General features: G+C 69.7%; 19 protein-coding genes. 14 read left to right on the forward strand and 5 right to left on the reverse strand.

The window, feature by feature from the left end:
• Positions 1–189: 189 nt before the first annotated feature.
• Positions 190–2,763: a trehalose-phosphatase gene (gene otsB, locus ACWEO7_RS10620; protein ID WP_452422541.1), complete on the reverse strand. Its 2,574-nt coding sequence runs from the start codon at positions 2,761–2,763 to the stop codon at positions 190–192.
• Positions 2,764–3,019: 256 nt separating this feature from the next.
• Entirely contained in the window at positions 3,020–3,670 is a 651-nt protein-coding gene (gene kstR, locus ACWEO7_RS10625; protein WP_039794748.1) for a cholesterol catabolism transcriptional regulator KstR, read from the reverse strand.
• 146 nt (positions 3,671–3,816) lie between these two features.
• Here kstR and ACWEO7_RS10630 point away from each other — a divergent pair, with 146 nt between their 5' ends.
• The 7 genes from ACWEO7_RS10630 to ACWEO7_RS10660 all read left to right on the forward strand — a co-directional run bounded on the left by ACWEO7_RS10630 (position 3,817) and on the right by ACWEO7_RS10660 (position 11,361).
• The gene (locus ACWEO7_RS10630; protein WP_452422543.1) at positions 3,817–5,970 is read left to right on the forward strand and encodes an acyl-CoA dehydrogenase family protein; all 2,154 of its coding nucleotides are present in this window, start codon (positions 3,817–3,819) and stop codon (positions 5,968–5,970) included.
• Positions 5,971–5,995: 25 nt separating this feature from the next.
• Positions 5,996–7,060 (forward strand): acyl-CoA dehydrogenase family protein, encoded by a 1,065-nt coding sequence (locus tag ACWEO7_RS10635; RefSeq protein WP_450019791.1) that lies wholly within the window; start codon positions 5,996–5,998, stop codon positions 7,058–7,060.
• The gene (locus tag ACWEO7_RS10640) at positions 7,045–8,283 is read left to right on the forward strand and encodes an acyl-CoA dehydrogenase family protein (RefSeq protein ID WP_452422545.1); all 1,239 of its coding nucleotides are present in this window, start codon (positions 7,045–7,047) and stop codon (positions 8,281–8,283) included. The genes ACWEO7_RS10635 and ACWEO7_RS10640 overlap by 16 nt, the downstream gene beginning before the upstream one ends.
• Before the next feature lie 18 nt (positions 8,284–8,301).
• Complete coding sequence (locus tag ACWEO7_RS10645; protein WP_452422547.1) at positions 8,302–9,237, forward strand: bifunctional MaoC family dehydratase N-terminal/OB-fold nucleic acid binding domain-containing protein; 936 nt, start codon at positions 8,302–8,304, stop codon at positions 9,235–9,237.
• A complete protein-coding gene (locus ACWEO7_RS10650; protein ID WP_452422549.1) occupies positions 9,234–9,638 on the forward strand; it encodes a MaoC family dehydratase in 405 nt (134 codons plus the stop codon). Before ACWEO7_RS10645 ends, ACWEO7_RS10650 begins: the two co-directional genes overlap by 4 nt.
• A complete protein-coding gene (locus ACWEO7_RS10655; protein ID WP_452422551.1) occupies positions 9,631–10,809 on the forward strand; it encodes a lipid-transfer protein in 1,179 nt (392 codons plus the stop codon). The genes ACWEO7_RS10650 and ACWEO7_RS10655 overlap by 8 nt, the downstream gene beginning before the upstream one ends.
• Before the next feature lie 114 nt (positions 10,810–10,923).
• Positions 10,924–11,361 (forward strand): NUDIX hydrolase, encoded by a 438-nt coding sequence (locus ACWEO7_RS10660; protein ID WP_452422552.1) that lies wholly within the window; start codon positions 10,924–10,926, stop codon positions 11,359–11,361.
• Here ACWEO7_RS10660 and ACWEO7_RS10665 read toward each other — a convergent pair whose 3' ends face one another.
• Entirely contained in the window at positions 11,362–11,934 is a 573-nt protein-coding gene (locus ACWEO7_RS10665; RefSeq protein WP_452422554.1) for a TetR/AcrR family transcriptional regulator, read from the reverse strand.
• Here ACWEO7_RS10665 and zapE point away from each other — a divergent pair.
• The 6 genes from zapE (at position 11,933) to ACWEO7_RS10695 (ending at position 17,350) form a co-directional block, all read left to right on the forward strand.
• Positions 11,933–13,009: a cell division protein ZapE gene (gene zapE, locus ACWEO7_RS10670; RefSeq protein WP_452422556.1), complete on the forward strand. Its 1,077-nt coding sequence runs from the start codon at positions 11,933–11,935 to the stop codon at positions 13,007–13,009. The genes ACWEO7_RS10665 and zapE overlap by 2 nt on opposite strands.
• Before the next feature lie 179 nt (positions 13,010–13,188).
• On the forward strand, positions 13,189–14,106 hold the full coding sequence (locus ACWEO7_RS10675; RefSeq protein WP_452422557.1) for a DUF4129 domain-containing protein: 918 nt from the start codon (positions 13,189–13,191) through the stop codon (positions 14,104–14,106).
• Between the two features lie 34 nt (positions 14,107–14,140).
• Positions 14,141–14,629, forward strand: a complete 489-nt coding sequence (locus ACWEO7_RS10680) for a hypothetical protein (protein WP_452422738.1) — start codon at positions 14,141–14,143, stop codon at positions 14,627–14,629.
• Between the two features lie 29 nt (positions 14,630–14,658).
• A complete protein-coding gene (locus ACWEO7_RS10685) occupies positions 14,659–15,621 on the forward strand; it encodes an AAA family ATPase (protein WP_452422559.1) in 963 nt (320 codons plus the stop codon).
• Positions 15,618–16,892, forward strand: a complete 1,275-nt coding sequence (locus ACWEO7_RS10690; protein ID WP_452422561.1) for a DUF58 domain-containing protein — start codon at positions 15,618–15,620, stop codon at positions 16,890–16,892. Before ACWEO7_RS10685 ends, ACWEO7_RS10690 begins: the two co-directional genes overlap by 4 nt.
• Positions 16,889–17,350, forward strand: a complete 462-nt coding sequence (locus ACWEO7_RS10695) for a hypothetical protein (RefSeq protein WP_450019813.1) — start codon at positions 16,889–16,891, stop codon at positions 17,348–17,350. The genes ACWEO7_RS10690 and ACWEO7_RS10695 overlap by 4 nt, the downstream gene beginning before the upstream one ends.
• Positions 17,351–17,494: 144 nt before the next feature.
• Here ACWEO7_RS10695 and ACWEO7_RS10700 read toward each other — a convergent pair whose 3' ends face one another.
• Both ACWEO7_RS10700 and kstD read right to left on the reverse strand, forming a co-directional pair.
• Positions 17,495–18,361, reverse strand: coding sequence for a MaoC/PaaZ C-terminal domain-containing protein (locus ACWEO7_RS10700; protein ID WP_452422563.1), 867 nt, complete (start codon positions 18,359–18,361; stop codon positions 17,495–17,497).
• A gap of 199 nt (positions 18,362–18,560) precedes the next feature.
• On the reverse strand, positions 18,561–20,270 hold the full coding sequence (kstD, locus tag ACWEO7_RS10705) for a 3-oxosteroid 1-dehydrogenase (protein ID WP_452422565.1): 1,710 nt from the start codon (positions 20,268–20,270) through the stop codon (positions 18,561–18,563).
• A gap of 105 nt (positions 20,271–20,375) precedes the next feature.
• Here kstD and ACWEO7_RS10710 point away from each other — a divergent pair, with 105 nt between their 5' ends.
• Positions 20,376–22,001, forward strand: coding sequence for an FAD-binding protein (locus ACWEO7_RS10710; RefSeq protein ID WP_452422567.1), 1,626 nt, complete (start codon positions 20,376–20,378; stop codon positions 21,999–22,001).

The following is a 22,001-nucleotide window of genomic DNA, read 5'->3' on the forward strand; positions in this document are numbered from 1 at the left end:
CGCATCGTCAAACGAGCCATCTCCAAACACCGCGCCAAGGGCGACATCGACCGAAACACCTACAAGATTGAGATCGACGTCACCATCAACACCAGCCCGACCAGCCTATGTGAGCGGCATTGCACCTAGGGGCCGAATGCGAAGGGCCCGTGAACGATTCCTCGTTCGCGGGCCCTCGGCTCCTGCGGGTCAGACCAGCGCGGCCTCGACCGGCTGCCCCAGCAGCTGCGCGCAGCGCAACAGGCCCAGATGGCTGTAGGCCTGCGGATGGTTGCCGAGCGACCGTTCGGCCACCGGGTCGTATTCCTCGCTGAGCAGCCCGGTCGGGCCCGCCACGTCGACCAGCTGGGCGAACAGCGCCTCGGCGTCGGAGCGCTTGCCGATCAGCAGGTACGCCTCGACCAGCCAGGCCGCGCACAGGTGGAATCCGCCCTCGCCGCCGGGCAGGCCGTCGTCGTGGTGGTAGCGGTATACCGTCGAGCCGCTGCGCAGCTCGGCCTCGGTCGCCACGACCGTCGCCGCGAAGCGCGGGTCGGACGGGTCGATCAGGCCGCTCAGCCCGATGTGCAGCGTCGCCGCGTCCAGGTCGGTGCCGTCGTACGCCGCGGTGTAGGACTGCACCTCGTCGTTCCAGCCCTTGGCCTTCACCTCGTCGGCGATGGTGTCGCGCAGCACCGCCCAGGCCGGGTCGGCCTCGCGATCGAACTTCTGCGCCAGGGTGAGCGCCCGGTCGACGGTCAGCCAGCCCATCACCTTCGAGTACACGTGGTGGCGGGGGTTGCCGCGGATCTCCCAGATGCCGTGGTCGGGCTCTTGCCAGCGCCGCTGCACCGCCGAGACCATGGCGCACACCAGCTCCCAGTCGGCGTCCGGCAGCACGTTCGCCGGATCGGTGACGCCGCGCAGCTCCCTGGCGTGCGCCAGGGTGGCGATGAGGTCCACGATCGGACCGAAGACGTCCAGCTGCACCTGCATGTTGGCCGCGTTGCCGACGCGCACCGGGCGGGAGCCGGCGTAGCCGGGTAGCTGGTCGATCGAGGCCTCCGGCGGCAGCGTCTCGCCGTACAGCGTGTACAGCGGGTGCAGCCGCTCGGGGCCGGGCAAGGTCTCCAGCACGCGGTGCACCCAGCCCAGGTAGTCCTCCGCCTCGGCGAGCGAGCCGAGCGAGACCAGCGACTGCGCGGTCAGCGCCGCGTCGCGCAGCCAGCAGTAGCGGTAGTCCCAGTTGCGCACGCCGCCGATGTCCTCGGGCAGCGAGGTGGTGGCGGCCGCGAGGATCGAGCCGGACGGCGCGTGCACAAGGCCGCGCAGGGTCAGCGCGGAGCGCTTCATCAGGTCGGGCTTGAGCGGCGGCAGGGTGAGCGTCCCGGCCCAATCCGACCAGTACCGCTGCGCCTCCCGTCGCCGCTCCGCCTCACTGGCCTGGGCGGGATCGAGATCGGCGGTGCCGCAGCGCAGTTCCAGCACGACCGGCCCCTTGGACGGATCCACGACGGCCCGTGCCGACTCGTGGGTACCGTCCGAGACGATCTCCCACCGCACGCCGGGTGAACGCAGCACGATCGGGTCGTTGGTGCCGTACACCCGCAGCCCGCCCTCCTGCGCCTCGAGGTTCACCGGCACCTGGCCGAACTCCGGACGGGGGGCGAAGGTGACCACGGCCTTCGCGTCGCCGGTGATCACCCGGGTGAGGTCGGTGCGGGTCGGGGCTACGTCGTGCGGCAGGTAGTCCGTGACTTGCAGTTTGGCCCAACGGGTTTCGACGGTCATCGTGCCGTCGACGTAACGCTGCGACAGCGGCAGGCCCGGCCGCTCCGGCTCGATGGTGAAGTGGCCGCCCTGCGGGCCGCCGAGCAGGTGGGCGAACACCGCGGCCGAATCGGGCTCCGGGTGGCAGAACCAGGTCACCGTGGCGTCCGGGGTGAGCAGCGCTACCGAGCGCGGGCTGGCCAGCATGGTCAGCCGCTCGATGCGCGGCGCGCTCGCGCCCGCCAGCCAGGTCCGGCGCTCCTCCAGCAGGTAGGCCAGCGCGCACGCCACGGCCTCGGTGCTGTCCACCCGGAACTTGGCCAGGCTCTCACCGTCGCCGACCTTGATGCCGACGTCCGGGCCGGACAGCACGCGGAACGCCTTCTCGTCGGTGACGTCGTCACCGAAGAACACCGCGGCCGAGGCCCCCGCCTGATGCCGAACGGTGTCCAGTGCGGTGCCCTTGTCGGTCTGCACCACGGCCAGCTCGATGACCGCCTTGCCCTCGGTGACCTGCACGCCGAACCAGCACGCCGGACCGAGCCGGACCTGCGACAGCGCGCGATGACCGATCTCCGGGCTGGCGTTGCGCACATGCAACGCGACACTGGCCGGTTTGATCTCGACGGTGACGCCTGGGTTGTCCGCGGCGACCTGATTCAGGGCCGTCTGCACCTCTTGGAGCAGATGCTTGGCGTCGTTATCGATCGCGTGCACGAAGCCCACGTCGAATTCCGAGCCGTGGCTGCCGATCAGTTGCACCTCGACCGGAAGGCGGGACAGCGCCGCGAGATCTCGCAGCGCGCGGCCGGAGATCACGGCGGCAGTGGTCCCGGTCAGGCCGGCGAGGGCTCGTAACGCGCTCACCGATTCCCGATGGGGAAAGGCTTTGGTCGGGTCGGACACGATGGGCGCGAGTGTCCCGTCGTAGTCCGATGCGACCAGCAGCCGTGGCACGCGCGCGACCGTCGACAGTGCACGGCGAAGTTCCAGTGGCAGATCCTGTGCGCTCACGCATCCAACCTAGTGATCGGAGGAGTTTTTTCAGGGGGCGGGCAAAACAATACTGTGTTGAATTTGCCGCACAGAAACGCGCCGGTTCGCGTGCGCACGATAACGCACACCTGAACCGGTGTCCGGTAGATCTGCCCAGCTAACGGCCACGGAATCCGAGCGGGTGAGCTTCGTCGCAGCACAACGAGCTATTCATGCCCCGTGGGGTGACCGGGCGCTGATTCGCTCGCTGTGTGCTGAGAGATCCCGCTGGAGCTTACTGGTTGCGTTCGCCCAGCAGGAGGTCGACGGTCAGTTCCAGTCGTTCGGTGACGTCGGTGGCCGAGGCGCGCCGGGTCAGCCAGGCGACCAGATTCGACAGCCACACATCGCTGATCACCCGGGCGATGGCCAGCTGGCGTTCGGTGGGCTCGCCGTCGTTCATGGCGCGGGCGAACACCCGGTCCATCACCTTGCCGACGCGGTCCACCTCGGCGGCGGCCGAGGCGTCGGCGAACATGAACGCCCTGGTCATGGCCTCGGTGAGCAGCGGATCGCGCTGCATCATCCGCGTGATCTGGGTGAGCAGCAGGTGCATGCGCTCCTGTGGGGACTGCCCGGCAAGCGGCTTGCGTTTGCCCTCGATCTGCTCGAACTCGCGCGACAGCGCCGAGACCAGCAGGTGCACCTTCGACGGGAAGTAGCGATACAGCGTGCCGACCGCGACATCGGCGCGCTCGGCCACCGCGCGCATCTGCACCGCGTCGTAACCGCCCTTGGACGCGAGCGCCAAGGTCGCGTCCAGGATCCGCTTGCGCCGCTCGCGCTGCGCCGCCGAGCTCAGCTCGTCCTCGCTGAGCGTGGTGACCGTGGCGGCGGGCCGTCCCGCGCTCGGGTCGGCTGGCTGCGATCGGGACGGACTGGCCATTGATGAAAGTCCTTTCCGGGAAACGTCGTTTCGTCGGCTGCGTGCGCTGTGTGGCCGCGGCGGCGATGGTCTCTTGACTTCCGCCCGGCTAGGATATTAGAACATGTTCTAGGTGTGGGAGTCACGCCGGAAAGGCGGTATGGAGTGTGACCATCGCCACCACTGACGAGCATAAAGCCGTTCAGGAGTCGATGCGCGGATGGGCCGCTTCGGTCCGTCCGATTGCAACAATGCGGGCCGGCGCGGCCGACTTCTGGCGCGCCTACTGGCCCGCGCTGGCCGAGATCGGGATCTTCCGGGTCGCGGTGGCCGAGGACGCGGGAGGTGCGGGCGGGTCGGTCTCCGATCTGGCCGTGCTGGTGGAACAGGCGGCGCACGATCTCGTCGGCGGCCCGGTACTCGCGACGGCTCTGGCCAATCTGATCACCGCCGGACAGCTCGACGAGGACCTGCCGTGCGGTGTGGCGCTCGACTTCGTCGTCGGTTCGACGGTGAGCGTACCCGTCGCAAGCGACGGCGTGTTGCTCACGGGTACCTGGGATTCCGTCGTCGGCGCCGCCCCTGGCACCGCCGTGCTGCTGCCGATCGACCAACCGCAAGGGCAGCGGTGGTGCCTGGTCGCGCCAGACGCCGATGGCCTGCGGGTGGAAGCGCTCGCGCCGCTGGATCCGAGCACGCCGCTGGCGCGGGTGCACTGCGCCGACCTGCGCGTGCCCGCCGAACGCGTATTCGTCGCGCCGCACGCGGCAGGGGACCTGCTCGTCGCGCTGGTCACCGCCGAACTGTCCGGCCTCGCGGGCTGGTGCCTGGAGACCGCGGTCGAGTACGCGAAGGTGCGCGAGCAGTTCGGCCGCAAGATCGGTTCGTTCCAAGCGGTCAAGCACATCTGCGCCTGGATGCTGTGCCGCACCGAACTCATCCGCGCCGCGGCGGCGGACGTCGCGGCGGCCGTGGACGACGGCGGAGCCGAACTGCCGATCGCGGCCGCCATCGCGGCCGCCATCGCCCTGGACGCCGCGGTGGAGACCGCCAAGGACTGTATTCAGGTGCTCGGTGGCATCGGCTTCACCTGGGAGCACGACGCGCACCTGTATCTGCGGCGGGCCACGGCCCTGCGCCAACTGCTCGGCGGTTCGGCGCACTGGCGGGCGCGGGTCACCGAACTGACCCGCCGGGGCCTGCGGCGCACCACCGGGGCCGATCGGGTCTTCGCCGAGGAAGGCGTGGCCGCTGTGGACGGCGACAGCGCGCACGAACTCGCCGCCGAGGTCGCGCGGATCGCGGCGTTGCCCGCCGACCGGCAGCGTGCCGCGCTGGTGGACGCGGGCCTGGTCATGCCGCACTGGCCGCGGCCATACGGACGCGCCGCGGACCCGATGACCGGCCTGGTGATCTCCGAGGAGCTGCGCCGCGCCGGACTCACCGCGCCGGACCTGGCCATCGGCGGCTGGGCGATCCCCACGCTGTTGCAGCACGGGACGCCGGAACAGATCGAGCGCTTCGCCTGGCCGACCTTGCGCGGCGAAGTGGTCTGGTGCCAGCTGTTCAGCGAACCAGAGGCGGGTTCCGACCTGGCGGCGTTGTGCACCACCGCGAAAAAGACCGACGGCGGCTGGGTGCTGCGCGGGCAAAAGGTGTGGACATCGCTGGGTGACAAGGCGAACTGGGCGATCTGCCTGGCGCGCACCGATCCCGACGCGCCCAAGCACCGCGGCATCACGTACTTCTTGGTCGATATGCACAGCGCCGGGCTCGAGGTGCGCCCGCTGGTGCAGATCACCGGAGAGGCGCGTTTCAGCGAGGTCTTCCTCGACGATGTGTTCGTGCCGGACGATTGCGTGGTCGGCGCGCTGAACAACGGATGGAAGATCGCCCGCTCCACGCTGTCGACGGAGCGAGTCGCCATGGGCGGCAACGGCATCGGTCCTGTACTCGAAGAGCTCATCGCGAAATCGCCCGCCACCGGCCCCGGCGCGGAGCTGGTGAACGACCGGCTCGGTGGATTCGTGGCCGAGGCGATCGCGGGCCTGCTGCTCGAGCAACGCGCCGCGGTGAAGATGCTCGCGGGCGGGGACCCCGGCGCGCAGAGCAGCGTGCGCAAGCTGGTCGGCGTGCGCCATCGCCAAGCGGTCGCGGAATTCGCCGCGGAGGCGGCGGGCCTGCTCGGCGCGCAGGACTCCGAGGTAACCAAGGAGTTCCTGCTCACGCGTTGCCTGTCGATCGCGGGCGGCACCGAGCAGATCCTGCTCACCGTGGCCGCCGAGCGGATTCTGGGGCTGCCTCGTGACGCGGACAGCTAGCCCTACAGCCGATCGGGAGACAAGCGTGGACTTCACCAGGGACGAGGGCCAGGATGCGGTGGCCGAGGTCGTCGTGAGCTTGCTGGAGCGCGAACCGGCGCGCGACATGCGATTGTGGCCGAAGCTGGCCGACTCCGGCCTGCTCGTCGTCGCGTTGCCGGAACGGTTCGGCGGCGATGGGATGGGGCTGCTCGAGGTGTCGGCGCTGCTCACCGAACTGGCTACCGACGCGGTGGCGGTGCCCGCGCTGTCGACGCTGGGGTTGGGCGTGCTGCCGCTGGTGGCCTGCGCGCCGGAGCGCGTGCAGTCGCTCGTGCTGCCAGGGGTCGCCGAGGGCGCGGTGCTCACGGCGGCGCTGAGCGAACCGGGGGCGCCGTTCATCCTCGAGCCGGAGACCACCGCCGTCGTCAGCGGCGACACGGTGCGCATCACCGGGCACAAGGTGGCTGTGCCGTACGCGGAGGAGGCGAGCTGGCTGCTGGTGCCGACCAACGCCGGTATCGCCGTGGTGGACGCGCAGGCCGTCGGCCTGACCCGCACGCCGACGCCGGTCTCCGGCGGCATTCCCGAGTACACGGTCCGGCTGGACCAGGTGGAGATTCCGGCCGACCAGCTGTGGCCGGTCGGTCTCGCCGATCTGCACCGGCTGGCGCTCGCCTCGATCGGATCGGTGGCCGACGGATTGCTCAAAGGTGCGATCACGCTCACCGCCGAGCATCTGCGCACCCGGCATCAGTTCGGCAGGCCGCTGGCCGAGTTCCAGGCGGTGGCCCAGCAGATCGCGGACCTGTACGTCGTCTCGCGGACCCTGCACGTGGCCGCGGTCTCGGCGAACTGGGCGCTGGCGCAGCCCGACGCGAGCCGAGAGCATCGCGAGCGCACCGACGACGACCTGGAAATCCTCGCCTACACCGTCGCCGCGGAGCTCCCCGCGGCCATGCAGAAGTGCCATCACCTGCACGGCGGCCTCGGCGTGGACGTGACCCACCCGATGCATCGCTACTACTCACAAGCCAAGGACATCGCTCGCTGGCTCGGCGGCGCGTCGTTCCGGCTCGACCGATTGGGGGCGAGATGTTCATCGACCTGACCACCGAGCAACGCGCGCTGCGCGACGAATTGCGTGCCTACTTCGCCGATCTCGTGACTCCCGAGGAGGAGGCCGAGATGGCGGTGAACCGGCACGGTGACGCCTATCGCGCCGTGGTGCGCCGGATGGGCCGCGACGGCTGGCTCGGCGTCGGCTGGCCCAAGGAATACGGCGGCCAGGGCTTCGGGCCGGTCGAGCAGCAGATTTTCTTCAACGAGGCGGTCCGGGCCGACGTCCCGCTCCCGCTGGTGACGCTGCTGACCGTCGGACCGACTTTGCAGCAGTTCGGCACCGAGGAGCAGAAGCGGCGGTTCCTGCCCGGAATCCTCTCCGGCGACGTCCATTTCGCGATCGGCTACTCCGAGCCGGACGCGGGCACCGACCTCGCCTCGCTGCGCACCTCGGCGGTGCGTGACGAGTCCGGGGACTGGATCGTCAACGGGCAGAAGATCTTCACCACGGGCGCGCACGAGGCCGACTTCGTCTGGCTGGCCTGCCGCACCGGCTCGACCGAGTCGCGCCACCGCGGCATCACGATCCTGATCGTGGACACCACCGACCCCGGCTACTCGTGGACGCCGATCATCACCTGCGACGGCGCTCACCACACCAACGCGACCTATTTCGACAATGTGCGCGTCCCGGCGAACATGCTGGTCGGTGCGGAGAACCGGGGCTGGAAGCTGATCACGACGCAGCTCAACCACGAGCGGGTGAGCCTGGGGCCGTCCGGCAAGATCGAGCAGCTCTACGACCGGGTGCGCGACTGGGCGCAACCGCGCGGCGTGCTCGCCGAACTCGACGTGCGCAGGGCGCTGGGCCGCATCCACGCCATGGTCCGGCTGAACGAACTGCTGAACTGGCAGGTCGCCGCGGCGTCTGATGGGCGGCGGTCGCAGGGCCCCGCGTGGTCACGCTCCGCTACCGCCCCCGCGCCCGGCGCTCCCGCCGCCGGTGTCGACGGCGACCAGGCGCAAGTGATCGCCGACGCGTCCGCGACCAAGGTCTACTCCACCGAATCGCTCCAGGAGGCGGGCAGGCTCGCCGAGGAGATCGTCGGCCGCTACGGCGACCCGGCCGACCCGGCCACCGGCGAGCTGCTGACCTGGCTGGACCGCAGGACCAAGCAGAACCTCGTGGTCACCTTCGGCGGTGGCGTCAACGAGGTGATGCGCGAACTGGTCGCCTCGTCCGGTCTGCGGTTGCCGCGAGTACCCCGATAACGAGACAAGGAGCAGCGCGTGCCGGAAACCACTACTCCGGAAGCGATCGTCGCCGCAGCCGAAGCCATCAAGGCGGCGGGTGCGAGCGCGCCCCGTTTCGGGCGCGATCCGGTGAACCAGCCGATGATCAACAACTGGGTCGAGGCGCTCGGCGACGCCAATCCGATCTATGTCGACGAGGAGGCGGCGCGGGCGGCGGGACATCCAGGCATCGTCGCGCCGCCCGCCATGGCCCAGGTGTGGACCATGTTCGGGCTCAACGGTTCTCGTCCCGCCGACGACCCGATGGGGGCGGCCACGGAACTGCTCGACGCCGCGGGCTACACCTCCGTGGTCGCCACGGATTGTCAGCAGACCTACCACCGCTACCTCGCTGTCGGCGAACAGGTCTCGGTCACCAGCACGCTGTCGGACATCCGCGGCCCGAAGCGCACCGCGCTGGGTGAGGGATGGTTCGTCACCTTCCAGACCACCTGGCGGGTCGGCGATGAGGTGGTCGCCGAGATGCTGTTCCGGCTGCTGAAATTCGCTCCCGGCACCGCCGCGCCGAAAGCCGCGGAGGGCGCGCGGGTCAAGCCGCTGGTCTCCTGGGACACCGAATTCTTCTGGGAGGGAACGAAAGCGGGCGAGCTGCGCATCCAGCGGCTGCCGGACGGCTCGCTGCGGCATCCGCCCATTCCGGCTATCTGGCAGGACAAATCGAAACCGACCGATTACGTCGTCGCCTCCGGGCGCGGCACCGTGTTCAGTTACGTCGTGCACCACGCGCCGAAGGTGCCGGGGCGGCAGTTGCCGTTCGTGGTGGCGCTGGTCGAATTGGAGGAAGGCGTGCGCATGCTCGGGGAACTGCGCGGCATCGACCCGGCCGAGGTGCGGATCGGTCTGCCGGTCGAGGTGGGCTTCGAGAAGCTCGACGACGACGCGACACTGCCGGTCTGGCAGGTGGTCTCGTGAGCGCCGCCGTGCGCGTGGGCACGGTGCTGCCCGAGCTGGTGATCGACGCCGACCCCACGTTCGTGATCAGCACCGCCCTGGCCACCAGGGACTTCCAGGACGTGCACCACGACAGGGACAAGGCCGTCGCCCGCGGCTCGAAGGACATCTTCGTCAACATCCTCACCGACACCGGCTTGGTGCAGCGTTTCGTCACCGACTGGGCGGGCCCGCGCGCCGTCGTCAAGTCGATCGCGCTGCGCCTCGGCGTGCCGCTGTACGCCGGGGACACGCTGACGCTGACCGGCACGGTGACCGCGCTGGAGGGCGACGACATACACATCGACGTGGTCGGCACGGACAGCCTCGGCGACCACATCACGGCTACGGCCGTCATCGCGTTGCGGAGGGCCGATGTCTGAGCAGAAGATTTCCGGCCGCGCGGCCATCGTCGGCATCGGCGCCACGGATTTCTCCAAGGACTCCGGACGCAGCGAACTGCGCCTGGCCGCCGAGGCGGTCACCGCCGCACTGGCCGACGCGGGCCTGACGCCCGCCGACGTGGACGGCCTGACCACGTTCACCATGGACACCAACACCCAGGCCGCAGTGGCCAGGGCGGTCGGCATTCCGCAGCTGAAGTTCTTCAGCCACATCGGATACGGCGGCGGCGCGGCCTGCGCCACCATTCAGCAGGCCGCCATGGCGGTGGCCACCGGCGTCGCGGACGTCGTGGTGGCCTACCGCGCGTTCAACGAGCGGTCGGTGTCGCGGTTCGGGCAGTTCTCCACGGCGCTGGCCAGCGCGCCCACCTCGTCGGGCATCGACGCGGGCTGGTCCTATCCGCAAGGGCTGGGCACCCCGGCCGCGCAGGTCGCGATGGTCGCCCGGCGCTACATGCACGTCTACGGGGCCACCAGCGAGGACTTCGGCCGCGTGGCCGTCGCCGACCGCAAGCATGCCGCGGTGAACCCCGCGGCCTTCTTCTACGGCAAGCCGATCACGCTGGCGGATCATCAGAATTCCCGCTGGATCGCCGAGCCGCTGCACCTGCTGGATTGCTGCCAGGAGTCCGACGGCGGCGTCGCGATCGTGGTCACCAGCGTCGAGCGGGCTCGCGACCTGCCGCAGCGGCCCGCCGTCATCGCCGCGGCCGCTCAAGGGTCCGGCGCCGACCAGTACGTGATGACCAGCTACTACCGCGACGCCATGACCGGCCTGCCGGAGATGGGCCTGGTCGGAGAGCAGCTGTGGGCGCAGAGCGGGTTGCGTCCGGAGGACATGCAGGCCGCCATCCTGTACGACCACTTCACCCCCTTCGTCCTCATGCAACTGGAGGAACTCGGGTTCTGCGGCCGGGGCGAGGCGAAGGAGTTCATCGCCGACGGCGCCATCGAGGTCGGCGGACGCCTGCCCCTCAACACGCACGGCGGCCAGCTCGGCGAGGCGTACATCCACGGCATGAACGGCATCGCCGAGGCGGTACGCCAGATCCGCGGCGTCTCGGTCAACCCGGTCTCCGACCTGACCAACATCCTGGTCACCGCGGGCACCGGCGTGCCGACCTCCGGCCTCGTACTCAGCGCGGACTGATCAGGTCGGCCGCGCCTGCTCGCGTCGGCACTTCGCAGCCGTCACGGCGGGTGCGAAGTGCCGACGAGTGTGCGAACCCGCTGTCGGTGCGGGGTGGCGCGTAGCTTGGGGCAAGTGGTGGCCAGGCATTTGGTGGATGTGCATGTGTTGCTGCTGCGCGGCGCGGAACTATTGCTGAGCAGGCGGCGCAGCGCGGACGAGTTCGACGGGTTGTGGCACTTGCCCGCCGGAAAGCTCGAGGTGGGGGAGTCGGTGCTCGCCGCGGTGGTCCGCGAAGCGCACGAGGAGGTCGGCGTGGTGATCGATCCGGCGGATCTGCGGCACGTCCATTCCGCGCATGTCGTCGATTCCGAACGGGAAGCCCGGGTCGGGTTGTTCTTCCAGACGCGCCGCTGGTCGGGCGAGCCGGTCAACCGCGAGCCGGACAAGTCCTACGAGCTGCGGTGGTTCCCGCTCGCGAACCTTCCGGAAACCCTCATTCCGTATCCGGCCGCCGGTATCCACGGTTACCTCACCGGCGTGACCTACAGCCAGCGGGGCTGGCCGAGCTGATCACACACGCAAGTGCGCGGCGAGAACGCGGGCGAGCTGCCGGACGCTCTCCGGTGTGTCCGGGCGCAGGGTGGTGCGATTGCCCGCGAAGCGGTCGAAAACTACTCCCTCGATGACGGCGACGAAATCCTCGGCCCGGGTATCCGGATCGGGCGCGCCCATGGCGCGGAAAAGGTCGCGGGCGCGGTCGACGGAGAACAGGCTGTGCACCAGCCGGGGATGCAGGTCGGGATCGTCCAGCAGATCGATCAGCAGAGCGTGCCGTGCGATCAGGTGACCGCGCCGTTGCGCGAGCAGCCGGTCCAGCCAGGCCGCGATGGCTTCCGCGACCGGTTGCCGGTCGGCGCTGGGCGTCAGCGCGGCAGCGGCGAAATCGTCGCGGGAGCGGGTGGTGATCCGCTCCACGATGGCCTCGATGAGGGCGCGTTTGGTGCGGAAGTAGTAGGAAGCCGAACCGGCGGGCAGGCCCAGTTCCGTGTCCAGCGCGCGGTGGGTGAGCGCGCGCAGGCCGCGTGCCGCGATCACTTCGATGGCCGTGTCGGCGAGGAGCGCACGCCGGTCGCCTGTGGACATGATCACCCTTCCTGGCCGCCGCGCGGCCTCGTCCTCTACAAATGTAGAGGACTTTGGAGGTGTCGTGGAACTACGGTGGGATGCCGAGCAGGCGCGGGCGGCGGCGCGGTTGCGCGAGTTGGTCGATCGGCGCGGCAGGCCGAGCCGACGGCGCCGTGGCGTCTACCTCCACGGCAGGCCCGGGCGCGGCAAGACCATGCTCATGGACCGGTTCTTCGCCGAGGTGGCATCGGAACGAAAGCGGCGCTACCACTTTCACCAGTTCTTCGCGAGCCTGCACGCCGCGGCGCACGCGTCCGGCTCGATTGATGCCGCGGTGGACGCGCTGCTCGGCGACGCCCTGCTGGTCTGCTTCGACGAATTCCACGTGCACGACATCGGCGACGCGATGCTGATCGCCCGGCTGCTCGACGCGCTGTTCGCCCGCCGTATCGCGCTGGTGGTGACGTCGAACTATCCGCCCGCCGAGCTGCTGCCGAATCCGTTGTTCCACGACCGGTTCATGCCGACGATCGAGCGAATTCTCGCCAACATGGACGTGGTCGCCATCGACGGCGCGATCGACTATCGCACCATCGAATCCCAGGGCGCCGGTTGCGGATTCACGGCGGGGCGATACGTCGTGGCGCCCCGGCGGCGCATGAGCGTGGATGCGCTGTCGACTTCGTCCTCCCGCAATAATGATGCGGCACAACAGGAAGTCGAATCGATCGTCGAGATATCCCTCGGTGCTCGAAGTTTGCGGGCGATTGCGACGGACGGAGGCGCACTCGTCATCGACTTCGCCGCATTGTGCGGGACCCCAACTTCGGCGACGGATTATGTTGCGCTGGCCCAACGTTTTCCGCGCTGGGAAATCCGGGATGTACCACCGTTGCGTGCGGTTCCGCCCGACTGGGCGATGCGTTTCGTGAACGTCGTCGACGTGCTCTATGACGCCGATCGCGCACTCACCGTCGTCGCGTCTTCCGCGCTCGGCGAGCTGGTGAGGGAGGTGCGGGAAGTGCCGGATATCTCACGTTTGACGAGTCGGCTTTGTGCATTGTCCCAATCCTCGGCCGAAATCGCCCGGTAGTCACCGTCGCGATGGCCGACCCGCCGCCTCCCCGCACAGTTGCGGTTTAGGAGGAGGGACGCCGAAGTATTCCATTCCATCCCGAGCGGACCGCCCGGCATGTAACTATGTGGCTGTTTTGTGGAGTACTCAGATTTGGTGGTAACGCAGTGGCCAGGGCGCGAGCGCCGATATCGCGCGTGATCGTGCTGATCACGCTGCTGGCTTTTGCCGCCATCGCCTTGCACGGATACATCCCAGGAATCACGGAGAGCGAGTCGCGCAGGCCGGTCCCGTCGGCGTTGTCGGTCGCTCTGATGCCCGTGTTGCTGACCGTGTCTATCGTCATCCTGTTGGCGGGCGTCATCGCGAGCCAGCACCGGTTGCCGCTGGCCATGCCGGAGCCCGAACGCGCGGACGAGCGCAAGCAGTGGCGGCTGGGGCGCGTGGGCCTGGCAGTGCTCGGTGCACTCGCGCTGCTCGGCGTGCTGTTCGCGGCCGTGACGGCGATCTACTTCATCGGCGCGGGCAGGCCGAGCGAACCCGCGCGCCCGGCGACCCCCGCAACCACCACGGGCGCCGCGCCGGAGCAGAGGCCCCCGCCGCCCGCCGAACGCGAGCCCAGGTCCGCGGAGTTGACCGGAACGGCGCTGGTGCTGGCCGGAATCGCGGCCGCGGGCCTGGTGACGGTGGCGATGAGCGGTTTGGTCGTGGTCGCGGTGTCGTCCCGGCGCAAGCCCGTCCCGGCGCAGGCGCCCGCGGTCGCGCAGGCGCCCACCGTGACCGACTCGCTGGCCCGCGCGGCCGAGATGGGCTTGGCCGCGATGAACGCCCCGGGCCAGGACCCGCGCACCGCGATCATCGCCTGCTACGTCGCGATGGAGCGCGGCCTCGCCTCCGACCGCGCCGCCGCTCCGCTCGCCTCGGACACCCCGATGGAAGTGCTGGCCCGCGCGTTCGAACGCGGCGCGCTGCACGACGCGTCCGCCCGCGAACTGGTCGCCCTGTTCGAGGAGGCCAGGTTCAGCCCGCACGCCATGCTCGAATGGCAGCGCATGCGCGCCGAGCAGCTGCTGCGCATCGTGCTCGCCGATCTGCAAGGGGAGGTCCCCGCGTGACCGGCCGGGTGAGAAAGGACATCGCGTGAATCGGATGGCCGTGGTGATCACCGGGGTGATCGTCATCGCGGTGACCGAGCTGGTCGCCGTCGAGCGCGCCCGCGGGCTGCTGCTGATCGTCGCGGGCATCCCGGTCGCGGTGGCGCTGAACTGGCTGATCTGGTCGCTGCTCGAGCGCGCCGAGGCCGGCGACGCCGACGAGTTCGACGACATGGAGAACGGCCCGGCCGAGATGTTGCAGCGCTGGCACGCCAGGGCGGAGATGCTCGCCGACCGGGCGGACGGCAGTCGTGCCGATTGGGACCGGCACCTGCGTCCTCTGCTGGCCAAGGAGTTCGAGCTGTCCAGCGGCCAGCGGGTGGCGAAGAACCGCAGAGCGGTCGAGGCGGCGGGTGTCCACCAGTTCGGGCCGGAACTCTGGCGCTGGGTGGACCCGGCCAATTCGGCCCTTCGTGATCAAGCCGGCAGGGCACCGGGACGTGCGGCGCTGGACGAGATCCTGAGCCGCCTGCAGAGAATGTGAAATGGGTTGAGGCAAGTGCGGGTACACACATGACCATGCCGATGGACGTGACCATCCAGCGCAGCGAGGCCGTGCTCCGGGAGTTGTCCCGGGTCGTGGTCGGCAAGCAGGACGAGTTGCAGTTGATCATGATCGCGGTGCTGTCCGGTGGGCATGTGCTGATCGAGGACTTACCCGGCCTCGGCAAGACGCTCATCGCGAGATCGTTCGCGGCCGCGCTCGGGTTGCAGTTCACCCGGGTGCAGTTCACCCCGGACCTGCTGCCCGCGGATCTGCTCGGGTCGACGATCTACGACATGTCCTCGGGCCGGTTCACCTTCCGTCGCGGGCCGGTGTTCACCAACGTGCTGCTGGCCGACGAGGTGAACCGCACACCGCCGAAGACACAGGCCGCGCTGCTGGAGGCGATGGCGGAGGGACAGGTCAGCATCGACGGCGAGACGTTCCTGCTGCCGCAACCGTTCATCGTGCTGGCCACCGACAACCCGATCGAGTACGAGGGCACCTACCCGCTGCCGGAAGCGCAGCTCGACCGCTTCGCCATCCAGCTGCGGCTGGGCTACCTGTCCGAGCACGACGAGACGCAGATGATCCGCCGCAGGCTGGAGCGCGGGGCGCAGGTGCAGCAGGTCAACCAGGTCGTCGACGCCAACGGTTTGCTGGAGATGCGGCAATCCGTCGAGTACGTGACCGTGCACCCCGACGTGGTGAGCTATGTCGTCGCGCTGGCGTCGGCGACCCGAGGGCACCCTCAGGTCGAGGTCGGCGCCAGCCCTCGCGCGGAACTGGACCTGGTGCAGATGTCCCGGGCGCGGGCTCTGCTGCTCGGCCGCGACTACGTGATTCCCGAAGACGTCAAGGCGCTGGCGATCCCGGCCATGGCGCACCGGATCACGCTGCGGCCGGAGATGTGGGTGCGCCGCATCCGCGGCGAGGACGTGATCACCGAACTGCTGCGCCGTCTGCCGGTACCGCGCGCCACCGTGACATGAGGCACCGCGACGCCAGCTCCGCGGTCGACGCCGAATTGCGGTGGCGACCCGCACCGCTGGTCTTCATGCTCGCGGGGTGCGCCGCCGCGGCCCTGGTGCTCGCGGTGGCCCTCGGCCGGTGGCAACTGCTCGTGTTCGCCGCGCCGCTGCTCGGCGTGCTGGCCACCGCGCCGTGGCAGCAGTCCTCGACCAGGATCCAGGTCGACGGCGGCGGCACGCTGCGCTGTTTCGAGACCGAGGAAGTGACGCTGACCGTCGCCGCCTTCGTGGAGAAAGGGCACGCGCTGCTGCGCCTGAAGCCGGAGAGTTCGGCCGGCCTGGAGATCCAGGTCGAGGAGGCCAGCGATTCCGGAATCGCGCCCGCCGGGTTGCGGCTCGCGCTCTCGGCGGCCAGGTGGGGACGCTACCCGATGTCGGTGCGGGTCTCGGCGCTGAGCCCCGCCGGGCTCGCCGTCGCCACCGCGGTGCTGCCCGCGGGGCAGCTGTTCGTGTACCCGATCACCGATCCGCAGCGAATGCGGCTGCCGCGCACCGAACTTCCCGAGCGGCTCGGCACCCACCTGACCCGCAGGCACGGTCCCGGCGTCGAGTACGCGGACATCCGCGCCTACGCCCCCGGCGACCAGTTGCGCATCGTGAACTGGCCGGTGAGCGCGCGGCGCGGGCGGCTGTACGTCACCGAGCGGCTGACCAATCGTTCGGCGGACGTCGTTGTGCTGGTGGACACCTCGCAGCAAGCGCCGGGACCGGCCACCGATTCGCTGGAGCTGTCGGTGCGCGGCGCGGCGCAGGTGGTGCAGTCGACCTTGCAGGCGGGCGACCGGACCGCGGTGGTCTGCTTGGGACAGGCGCCGCGCTGGCTGCGGCCGGACATCGGGCGGCGCCAGTTCTACCGCATCGTGGACACCGTGCTCGACGTGGGCGACGAACACATCCCGACCACCGGCACCCTCGCGCCGCACTCCGCCGTGCCGCTCGGCGCGATCGTGGTGGCCTTCTCCACCCTGCTGGACACCCAGTTCGCGCTCGCGCTGATCGATCTCCGCAAGCGCGGGCACGTGGTGGTCGTGGTGGACGTCCTGCGCGGCACGCCGTTCCAGGAGGACCTCGACCCGATCCTGGCCAAGATGTGGCAGCTCGAACGCGCGGCGATGTACCGGGACATGGGCACCGTCGGCGTCGACATCGTCGCGTGGCCGGAAGACGCGCGCCTGGACCAGATCATGCGGGTGCTGCCGGAGCACCGCAGGACCGTACGGGTGCGCCGATGACCAGATTCCTCGCCGTTCTCTCCGGGGTGCTGCTGGTGGCGTCGGTGGCGCTGCTGGAGCCGTGGATAGGCATTCCCGCCCTGGTCTTCGTCGCCCTCGGCTGGTGGCTGCGGCCGCTGGCGGTGTGCGCGGTGCTGCTCGCGCTCGCCGTGCTGGCCATCGCCGACGCGGGTGTGCTCGCCTCCGCGGCGACGGGATTGGTGGCCACGACCTATCTGCTCAACGCCGCGACCGTTACCGCGCCGCACGGAGTGGTGCCCACCACGATCCCGTCGGTGACCGGGGCGGTCGGCTTCGCGGCGGTCGCGGTCGTCGCCGCCCTCGTCCCGCTGCGCCTGGCGTGGGCGCCGCTGGCCGCGCCGGTGCTCGTGCTGCTGTTGTACGCGCTGGTGATCCAGGGCGCCGCGGCCCGGCGGGGGCGCGGCGATCGCGAACTTCCGGCGTCGGGTGCAGTCTGACGCGCCGACACACCGCAGCCCGCAGGCCGGGACGCCGACCGACCCGCCACCCGAAGGACCCACCGAGGAGTGTCACGCTTTCTGCAGAACTCCTCATGAGTTCGACTTCGCAGACAACGTGAGGTGCCCCCAGGCGTGGAGGTCTCAGGCGGGCCGGAATCGCAGCTTGACGTCGCCGAGGACCGCTGCCTCGTCGCGTTCGACCACGGTGGCGGCGATGGTGAGTTCGTCGTCCTGGCGCCAGATCCGGGTGCGGATCGTCTCGCCCGGGTAGAGCACCCCGGCGAACCGGGCGCGGAAACCGGTGACGCGGCTCGCGTCGGAGTCGAGCACGATGTCGGTCGCGGTCTTGCAGACGATGCCGTAGGTGCACAACCCGTGCAGGATGGGCGCGGGAAACCCGGCGGCGCGGGCGAATTCGGGGTCGGAGTGCAGCGGGTTGCGGTCGCCGGACATCCGGTAGAGCAGCGCCTGCTGCGGCAGCGTCGGCGTGGTGACGTCGAAATCCGGGGCGCGATCGGGCAGTTCGCTCTTGGTGCTCGGTCCGCGCTCGCCGCCGAAGCCGCCCTCGCCTTTGGCGAAGATCGAGGAGCGCTCGGTCCACAGCGGCGCTCCGTCGGAGCCGGTGACGGTGTGCTCCTGCACGATGACCGCGGCCGAGCCCTTGTCCCAGATCTCGGCGATCCGGCTGACCTTGGTCGCCTTGCCCGCGGCCGGGATCGGCCGGTGCACCTCGACCTCCTGATGACCGTGCACCACCTTCGCCAGATCGATCTCGACGCCGGGGAAGCTCACCCTGGGCGGCTCGGTCTCGTGCACGGTGGCCGCGACGGTGGCGAAGGTCGGCAGCACCTGGGGTTCCCGATCGTCGAGATAGCGCAACTCGGCAGGCTCGGTCCAGCGCGTGCCCGCGCCGAGGCCCAGTTGATAGAGCTGCACGTCCGACGGGGTCCAGGCGAACTCCCGGCTCGGGAGCTCCGCGCCGAGCGCGATCTTCGGGTCGATGGGCATCAGTTCTCCTTGTGCATGAATGTGGATCGATCCGGATCTACCGCGCCGCGCCCGAGGCCGCGCCGGAAATAGATGCGCCTTCGGTTCGATCCTGCTCAGCGCGACCGCGGCTCGCCAGTGCGCCGTCCGGTCGGTGGGATGGGCGAGTCGCGGTGTGGCTCGTGCTCGCCCGCGCCCCGCATCTCGTTCTCATCCTTCGTCAGGCCTCTACCGCGGCGACTGCGGGCTGCTCCTTCTTGCGCTCGACGATGTCCAGCACCGCGAGGTAGCCGAAGGCGATCGCGGGGCCGATGGTGGCGCCGGGCCCGGCATAGGTGTGGCCCATCACCGGTGTGGAGCAGTTGCCGGAGGCATACAACCCCTCGATGACGCTGCCGTCCTCGCGCAGCACCCGCCCGGCGGTGTCGGCCACCAGTCCGCCCTTGGTGCCCAGATCGCCCGGCACGATCTTGGCGGCGTAGTACGGGCCCTCCACCAGCGCGGCCAGGCACGGGTTGGGCCGCACGGTCGGATCGCCGTAGTACCGGTCGTAATGGCTGTCGCCGCGGCCGAAGTCCTCGTCCTTCCCGGTCTCGGCGAAGCCGTTGAAGCGGGTGACGGTCGCGGCCAACTCGTCGGCGGGCACGTCGATCTTGCGTGCCAATTCCTCGATGCTGTCGGCCTTGACGATGAAGTCGTTTTCCATCCACCGGGACGGAAAACGCTGACCGGGCTGTAGCCCGGCGAAGATGTAGCGGTTCCGATAGCGCTGGTCGAACACCAGCCACGCGGGGATGTTCTCGCCCGGCCCCTCGCCCTGCCCGTACTCGCCGCCGTACATGGTGTGCACTGCCTCGACGTAAGGAGCGGACTCATTTCCGAATCGCTTGCCGTCGGCGTTCACCATGATGCTGCCGGGCAGGTTCCGTTCGGCCAGCGCGAACCACGGTTTGCCGCCCTTGAAGATGGTCGGCCCCCACCAGGCGTCCTCCATGAAACCGATGGCCGCGCCCGCCGCCATGCCCGCTTGGATGCCGTCGCCGGTATTGGCGGCCGCGCCGGTGGTCCACTCGGTGGTGATGGGCTGGCGCTGGTATTTGGTGCGCATTTCCGCGTTGTGCTCGAAACCGCCGCTGCCGAGGACGACGCCGTAGCGGGCGGTGAAGGTGACCGGCTCGCCGTCGTGCAGCGCGTTGACGCCGGTGACGACGCCGTTCGTCACCACGAGGTCGGTCATCGGGGTGTTCAGCAACAGCGGCACGTTCGCGTCCATGAGCCCCTTGCGCATGCCCGCGATGATGGCCTGCCCCATGCCGACGATGTGTTTGCGGGTGAACTTGGCCCAGTAGGTGCGCGCGCCGACGCGCATCGCCCGGAGCATGCCCTTCGGATGCCGCCGAATCAGATTGAGCCGGACGAAGTCGGCCTGCATGACCACTACGTTCAGCGGAGCCTTCGCGTACGGCGGCTCCAGGTTGAACCGCTCGTCGCCGAGGATCTTCGTGTCGAACGGCTTGGGCTCGCACGAGCGCCCCTCGGGCCGCCCGCCCGGCGCTTCGGGATGGTAGTCGGAGTAGCCGGGCACCCACGTCATCTTCAGGGGCGAGTGATCGAGCACGAAGTCCAGCGCTTCGGCCCCGCGATCGATGAAGGTGTCGACCCGTTCGGAGGGGACGACGTCGCCGATGATGCTGTGCAGGTAGGTCCGTGCGTCCTCGCGGTCGTCGGGCCGACCGGACGCGCGCAGCGCCTTGTTGCCCGGGATCCACACGCCGCCGCCGGAGCGCGCGGTCGACCCGCCGTAGTGCGCGGCCTTCTCGATGACCACCACGCTCAGGCCGTTGTGGGCCGCGGTGAGGGCGGCGGTCATGCCGGCGGCGCCGCTGCCGACCACCACCACGTCGTATTCCCGATCAGTCATGTAGAACACGTTATAGAATGGACGCGCCATTGGTCTATGTTGTGTGGCAGAAGACTTGCTCGACGTTCTGTTTGTCGAGGAAACTTGTTTCAGTTTCAGACCGGAGTTAAGAACATGGGCCTCGAATGGGACCTGGCCACCGACGTTGTCGTGGTCGGATACGGCGCCGCGGGGGCGGCGGCCGCGCTGGAAGCGACCGAGGCGGGCGCGCAGGTGCTCGTGCTCGAACGCTTCGCCGGAGGCGGCACGTCGGCGCTCTCGGGCGGCATCATCTACGCGGGCGGCGGCACCTCCGTGCAACGGGAGGCCGGGGTAGAGGACACCCCGGAGGCCATGTACGCCTACCTCGAGCGCGAGGTCGGCGACGCGGTCGCCCCCGAGACGTTGCGCCGGTTCGTCGACGAGAGCCCGGAACTGATCGAGTGGCTGAAGGCGCACGGCGTTCCGTTCGAAGCCTCGCTGTGCCCGTACAAGACTTCCTACCCCAACGACCACTACTACCTGTACTACTCCGGCAGCGAGATCTCCGGCGCGTTCCGCGACATCCCGGCCGCCCAGCGCGGACACCGGGTGAAGGGAAGGGGCACTTCGGGAAAGAAGCTCACCGGCCCGCTCGCCGCCGCCGCGTCCAGGGCGGGCGTGCGCGTGGAGCCCCTCACCCGGGTGACCGGATTGATCACCGACGGCGCGGGCGCGGTGATCGGCGTCGAGTGCCACACCCTGCGCGACGCGCCTGGCCGGGTCCGCGACCGCTACACCCGCATGGCGAACGTCGCGGCCAAGCCCGGCATCTACTACCCGCCGCTGCGACGGGCGCTGGAACAGCGGCTGGACCGGCTGGAACGCCGGTACGGCAGCACGATCCGGGTGCTCGCCCGGCGCGCAGTGGTGCTCAGCGCGGGCGGTTTCATCGCCAATCGCGAGTTGGTGCGACAGTACGCGCCCACCTTCCACGGCGGTCTCGCCCTCGGCACCACCGCCGACGACGGCAGCGGCATCCTGATGGCCGAGCAGGTCGGCGCGGCCGTGGATCACATGGACAACGTCTCCGCGTGGCGATTCCTGCTCCCGCCCAGCGCGTTCACCGCGGCGCTGCTGGTGGACGCCGATGGCAGGCGGGTGATCGACGAGACGCGCTACGGCGCCGCGGTCGGTAACAAGCTGATCACCGAGCACGGCGGCAAGGGGTGGCTGCTGGCCGACAACCCGCTGATGCGCGCCGCGATCGGGCAGATCGGCAAGCAAGGAGCCTGGTTCCAGCGCGGGCAGTTCGAGACCATGCGGCGCACCGCGATTCGCGGCGCGACGCTGGAGGAAGCCGCGGCGAAGGCGGGCATCGACCCGGCCGGGCTGCGCGCGACGGTCGACGCGCACAACACCGCGATCGAGACCGGCGCCCCCGATCCGGTCGGGAAACCCGCCGAGTTCACCGAACCGGTCCGCACCGGCCCGTTCTGGTTGTTGGATGTGGGCATCAAACCGAGCCTGGCCAACCCGTGCCCCATGCTCACCCTCGGCGGCGTCGTCGTGGACGAGCGCACCGGCGCGGTCAAGACGGCCGAGGGCGCCGACATCCCCGGGCTCTTCGCGGCCGGGCGCACCGCGGTCGGCGTCTGCTCCAAGTCCTACGTCAGCGGGTTGTCGCTGGCCGACTGCGTCTTCTCCGGCCGCAGGGCGGGGCGGTCCGCCGCGAGCGAGCAGGTCTCGGCGCTGGAAAACGTAACAGTGGAAGGAAATTAG

The organism is Nocardia sp. NPDC004260 (assembly GCF_053603155.1).

Bases quoted from the DNA above. Each gene is read 5' to 3' on its own strand.
- kstR (WP_039794748.1), bottom strand. From the start codon at position 3,670: ATGGCCAGTCCGTCCCGATCGCAGCCAGCCGACCCGAGCGCGGGACGG.
- ACWEO7_RS10640 (WP_452422545.1), top strand. From the start codon at position 7,045: ATGTTCATCGACCTGACCACCGAGCAACGCGCGCTGCGCGACGAATTG.
- ACWEO7_RS10655 (WP_452422551.1), top strand. From the start codon at position 9,631: ATGTCTGAGCAGAAGATTTCCGGCCGCGCGGCCATCGTCGGCATCGGC.
- zapE (WP_452422556.1), top strand. From the start codon at position 11,933: ATGATCACCCTTCCTGGCCGCCGCGCGGCCTCGTCCTCTACAAATGTA.
- ACWEO7_RS10665 (WP_452422554.1), bottom strand. From the start codon at position 11,934: ATGTCCACAGGCGACCGGCGTGCGCTCCTCGCCGACACGGCCATCGAA.
- ACWEO7_RS10680 (WP_452422738.1), top strand. From the start codon at position 14,141: ATGGCCGTGGTGATCACCGGGGTGATCGTCATCGCGGTGACCGAGCTG.
- ACWEO7_RS10685 (WP_452422559.1), top strand. From the start codon at position 14,659: ATGACCATGCCGATGGACGTGACCATCCAGCGCAGCGAGGCCGTGCTC.
- ACWEO7_RS10690 (WP_452422561.1), top strand. From the start codon at position 15,618: ATGAGGCACCGCGACGCCAGCTCCGCGGTCGACGCCGAATTGCGGTGG.
- ACWEO7_RS10695 (WP_450019813.1), top strand. From the start codon at position 16,889: ATGACCAGATTCCTCGCCGTTCTCTCCGGGGTGCTGCTGGTGGCGTCG.
- ACWEO7_RS10700 (WP_452422563.1), bottom strand. From the start codon at position 18,361: ATGCCCATCGACCCGAAGATCGCGCTCGGCGCGGAGCTCCCGAGCCGG.
- ACWEO7_RS10710 (WP_452422567.1), top strand. From the start codon at position 20,376: ATGGGCCTCGAATGGGACCTGGCCACCGACGTTGTCGTGGTCGGATAC.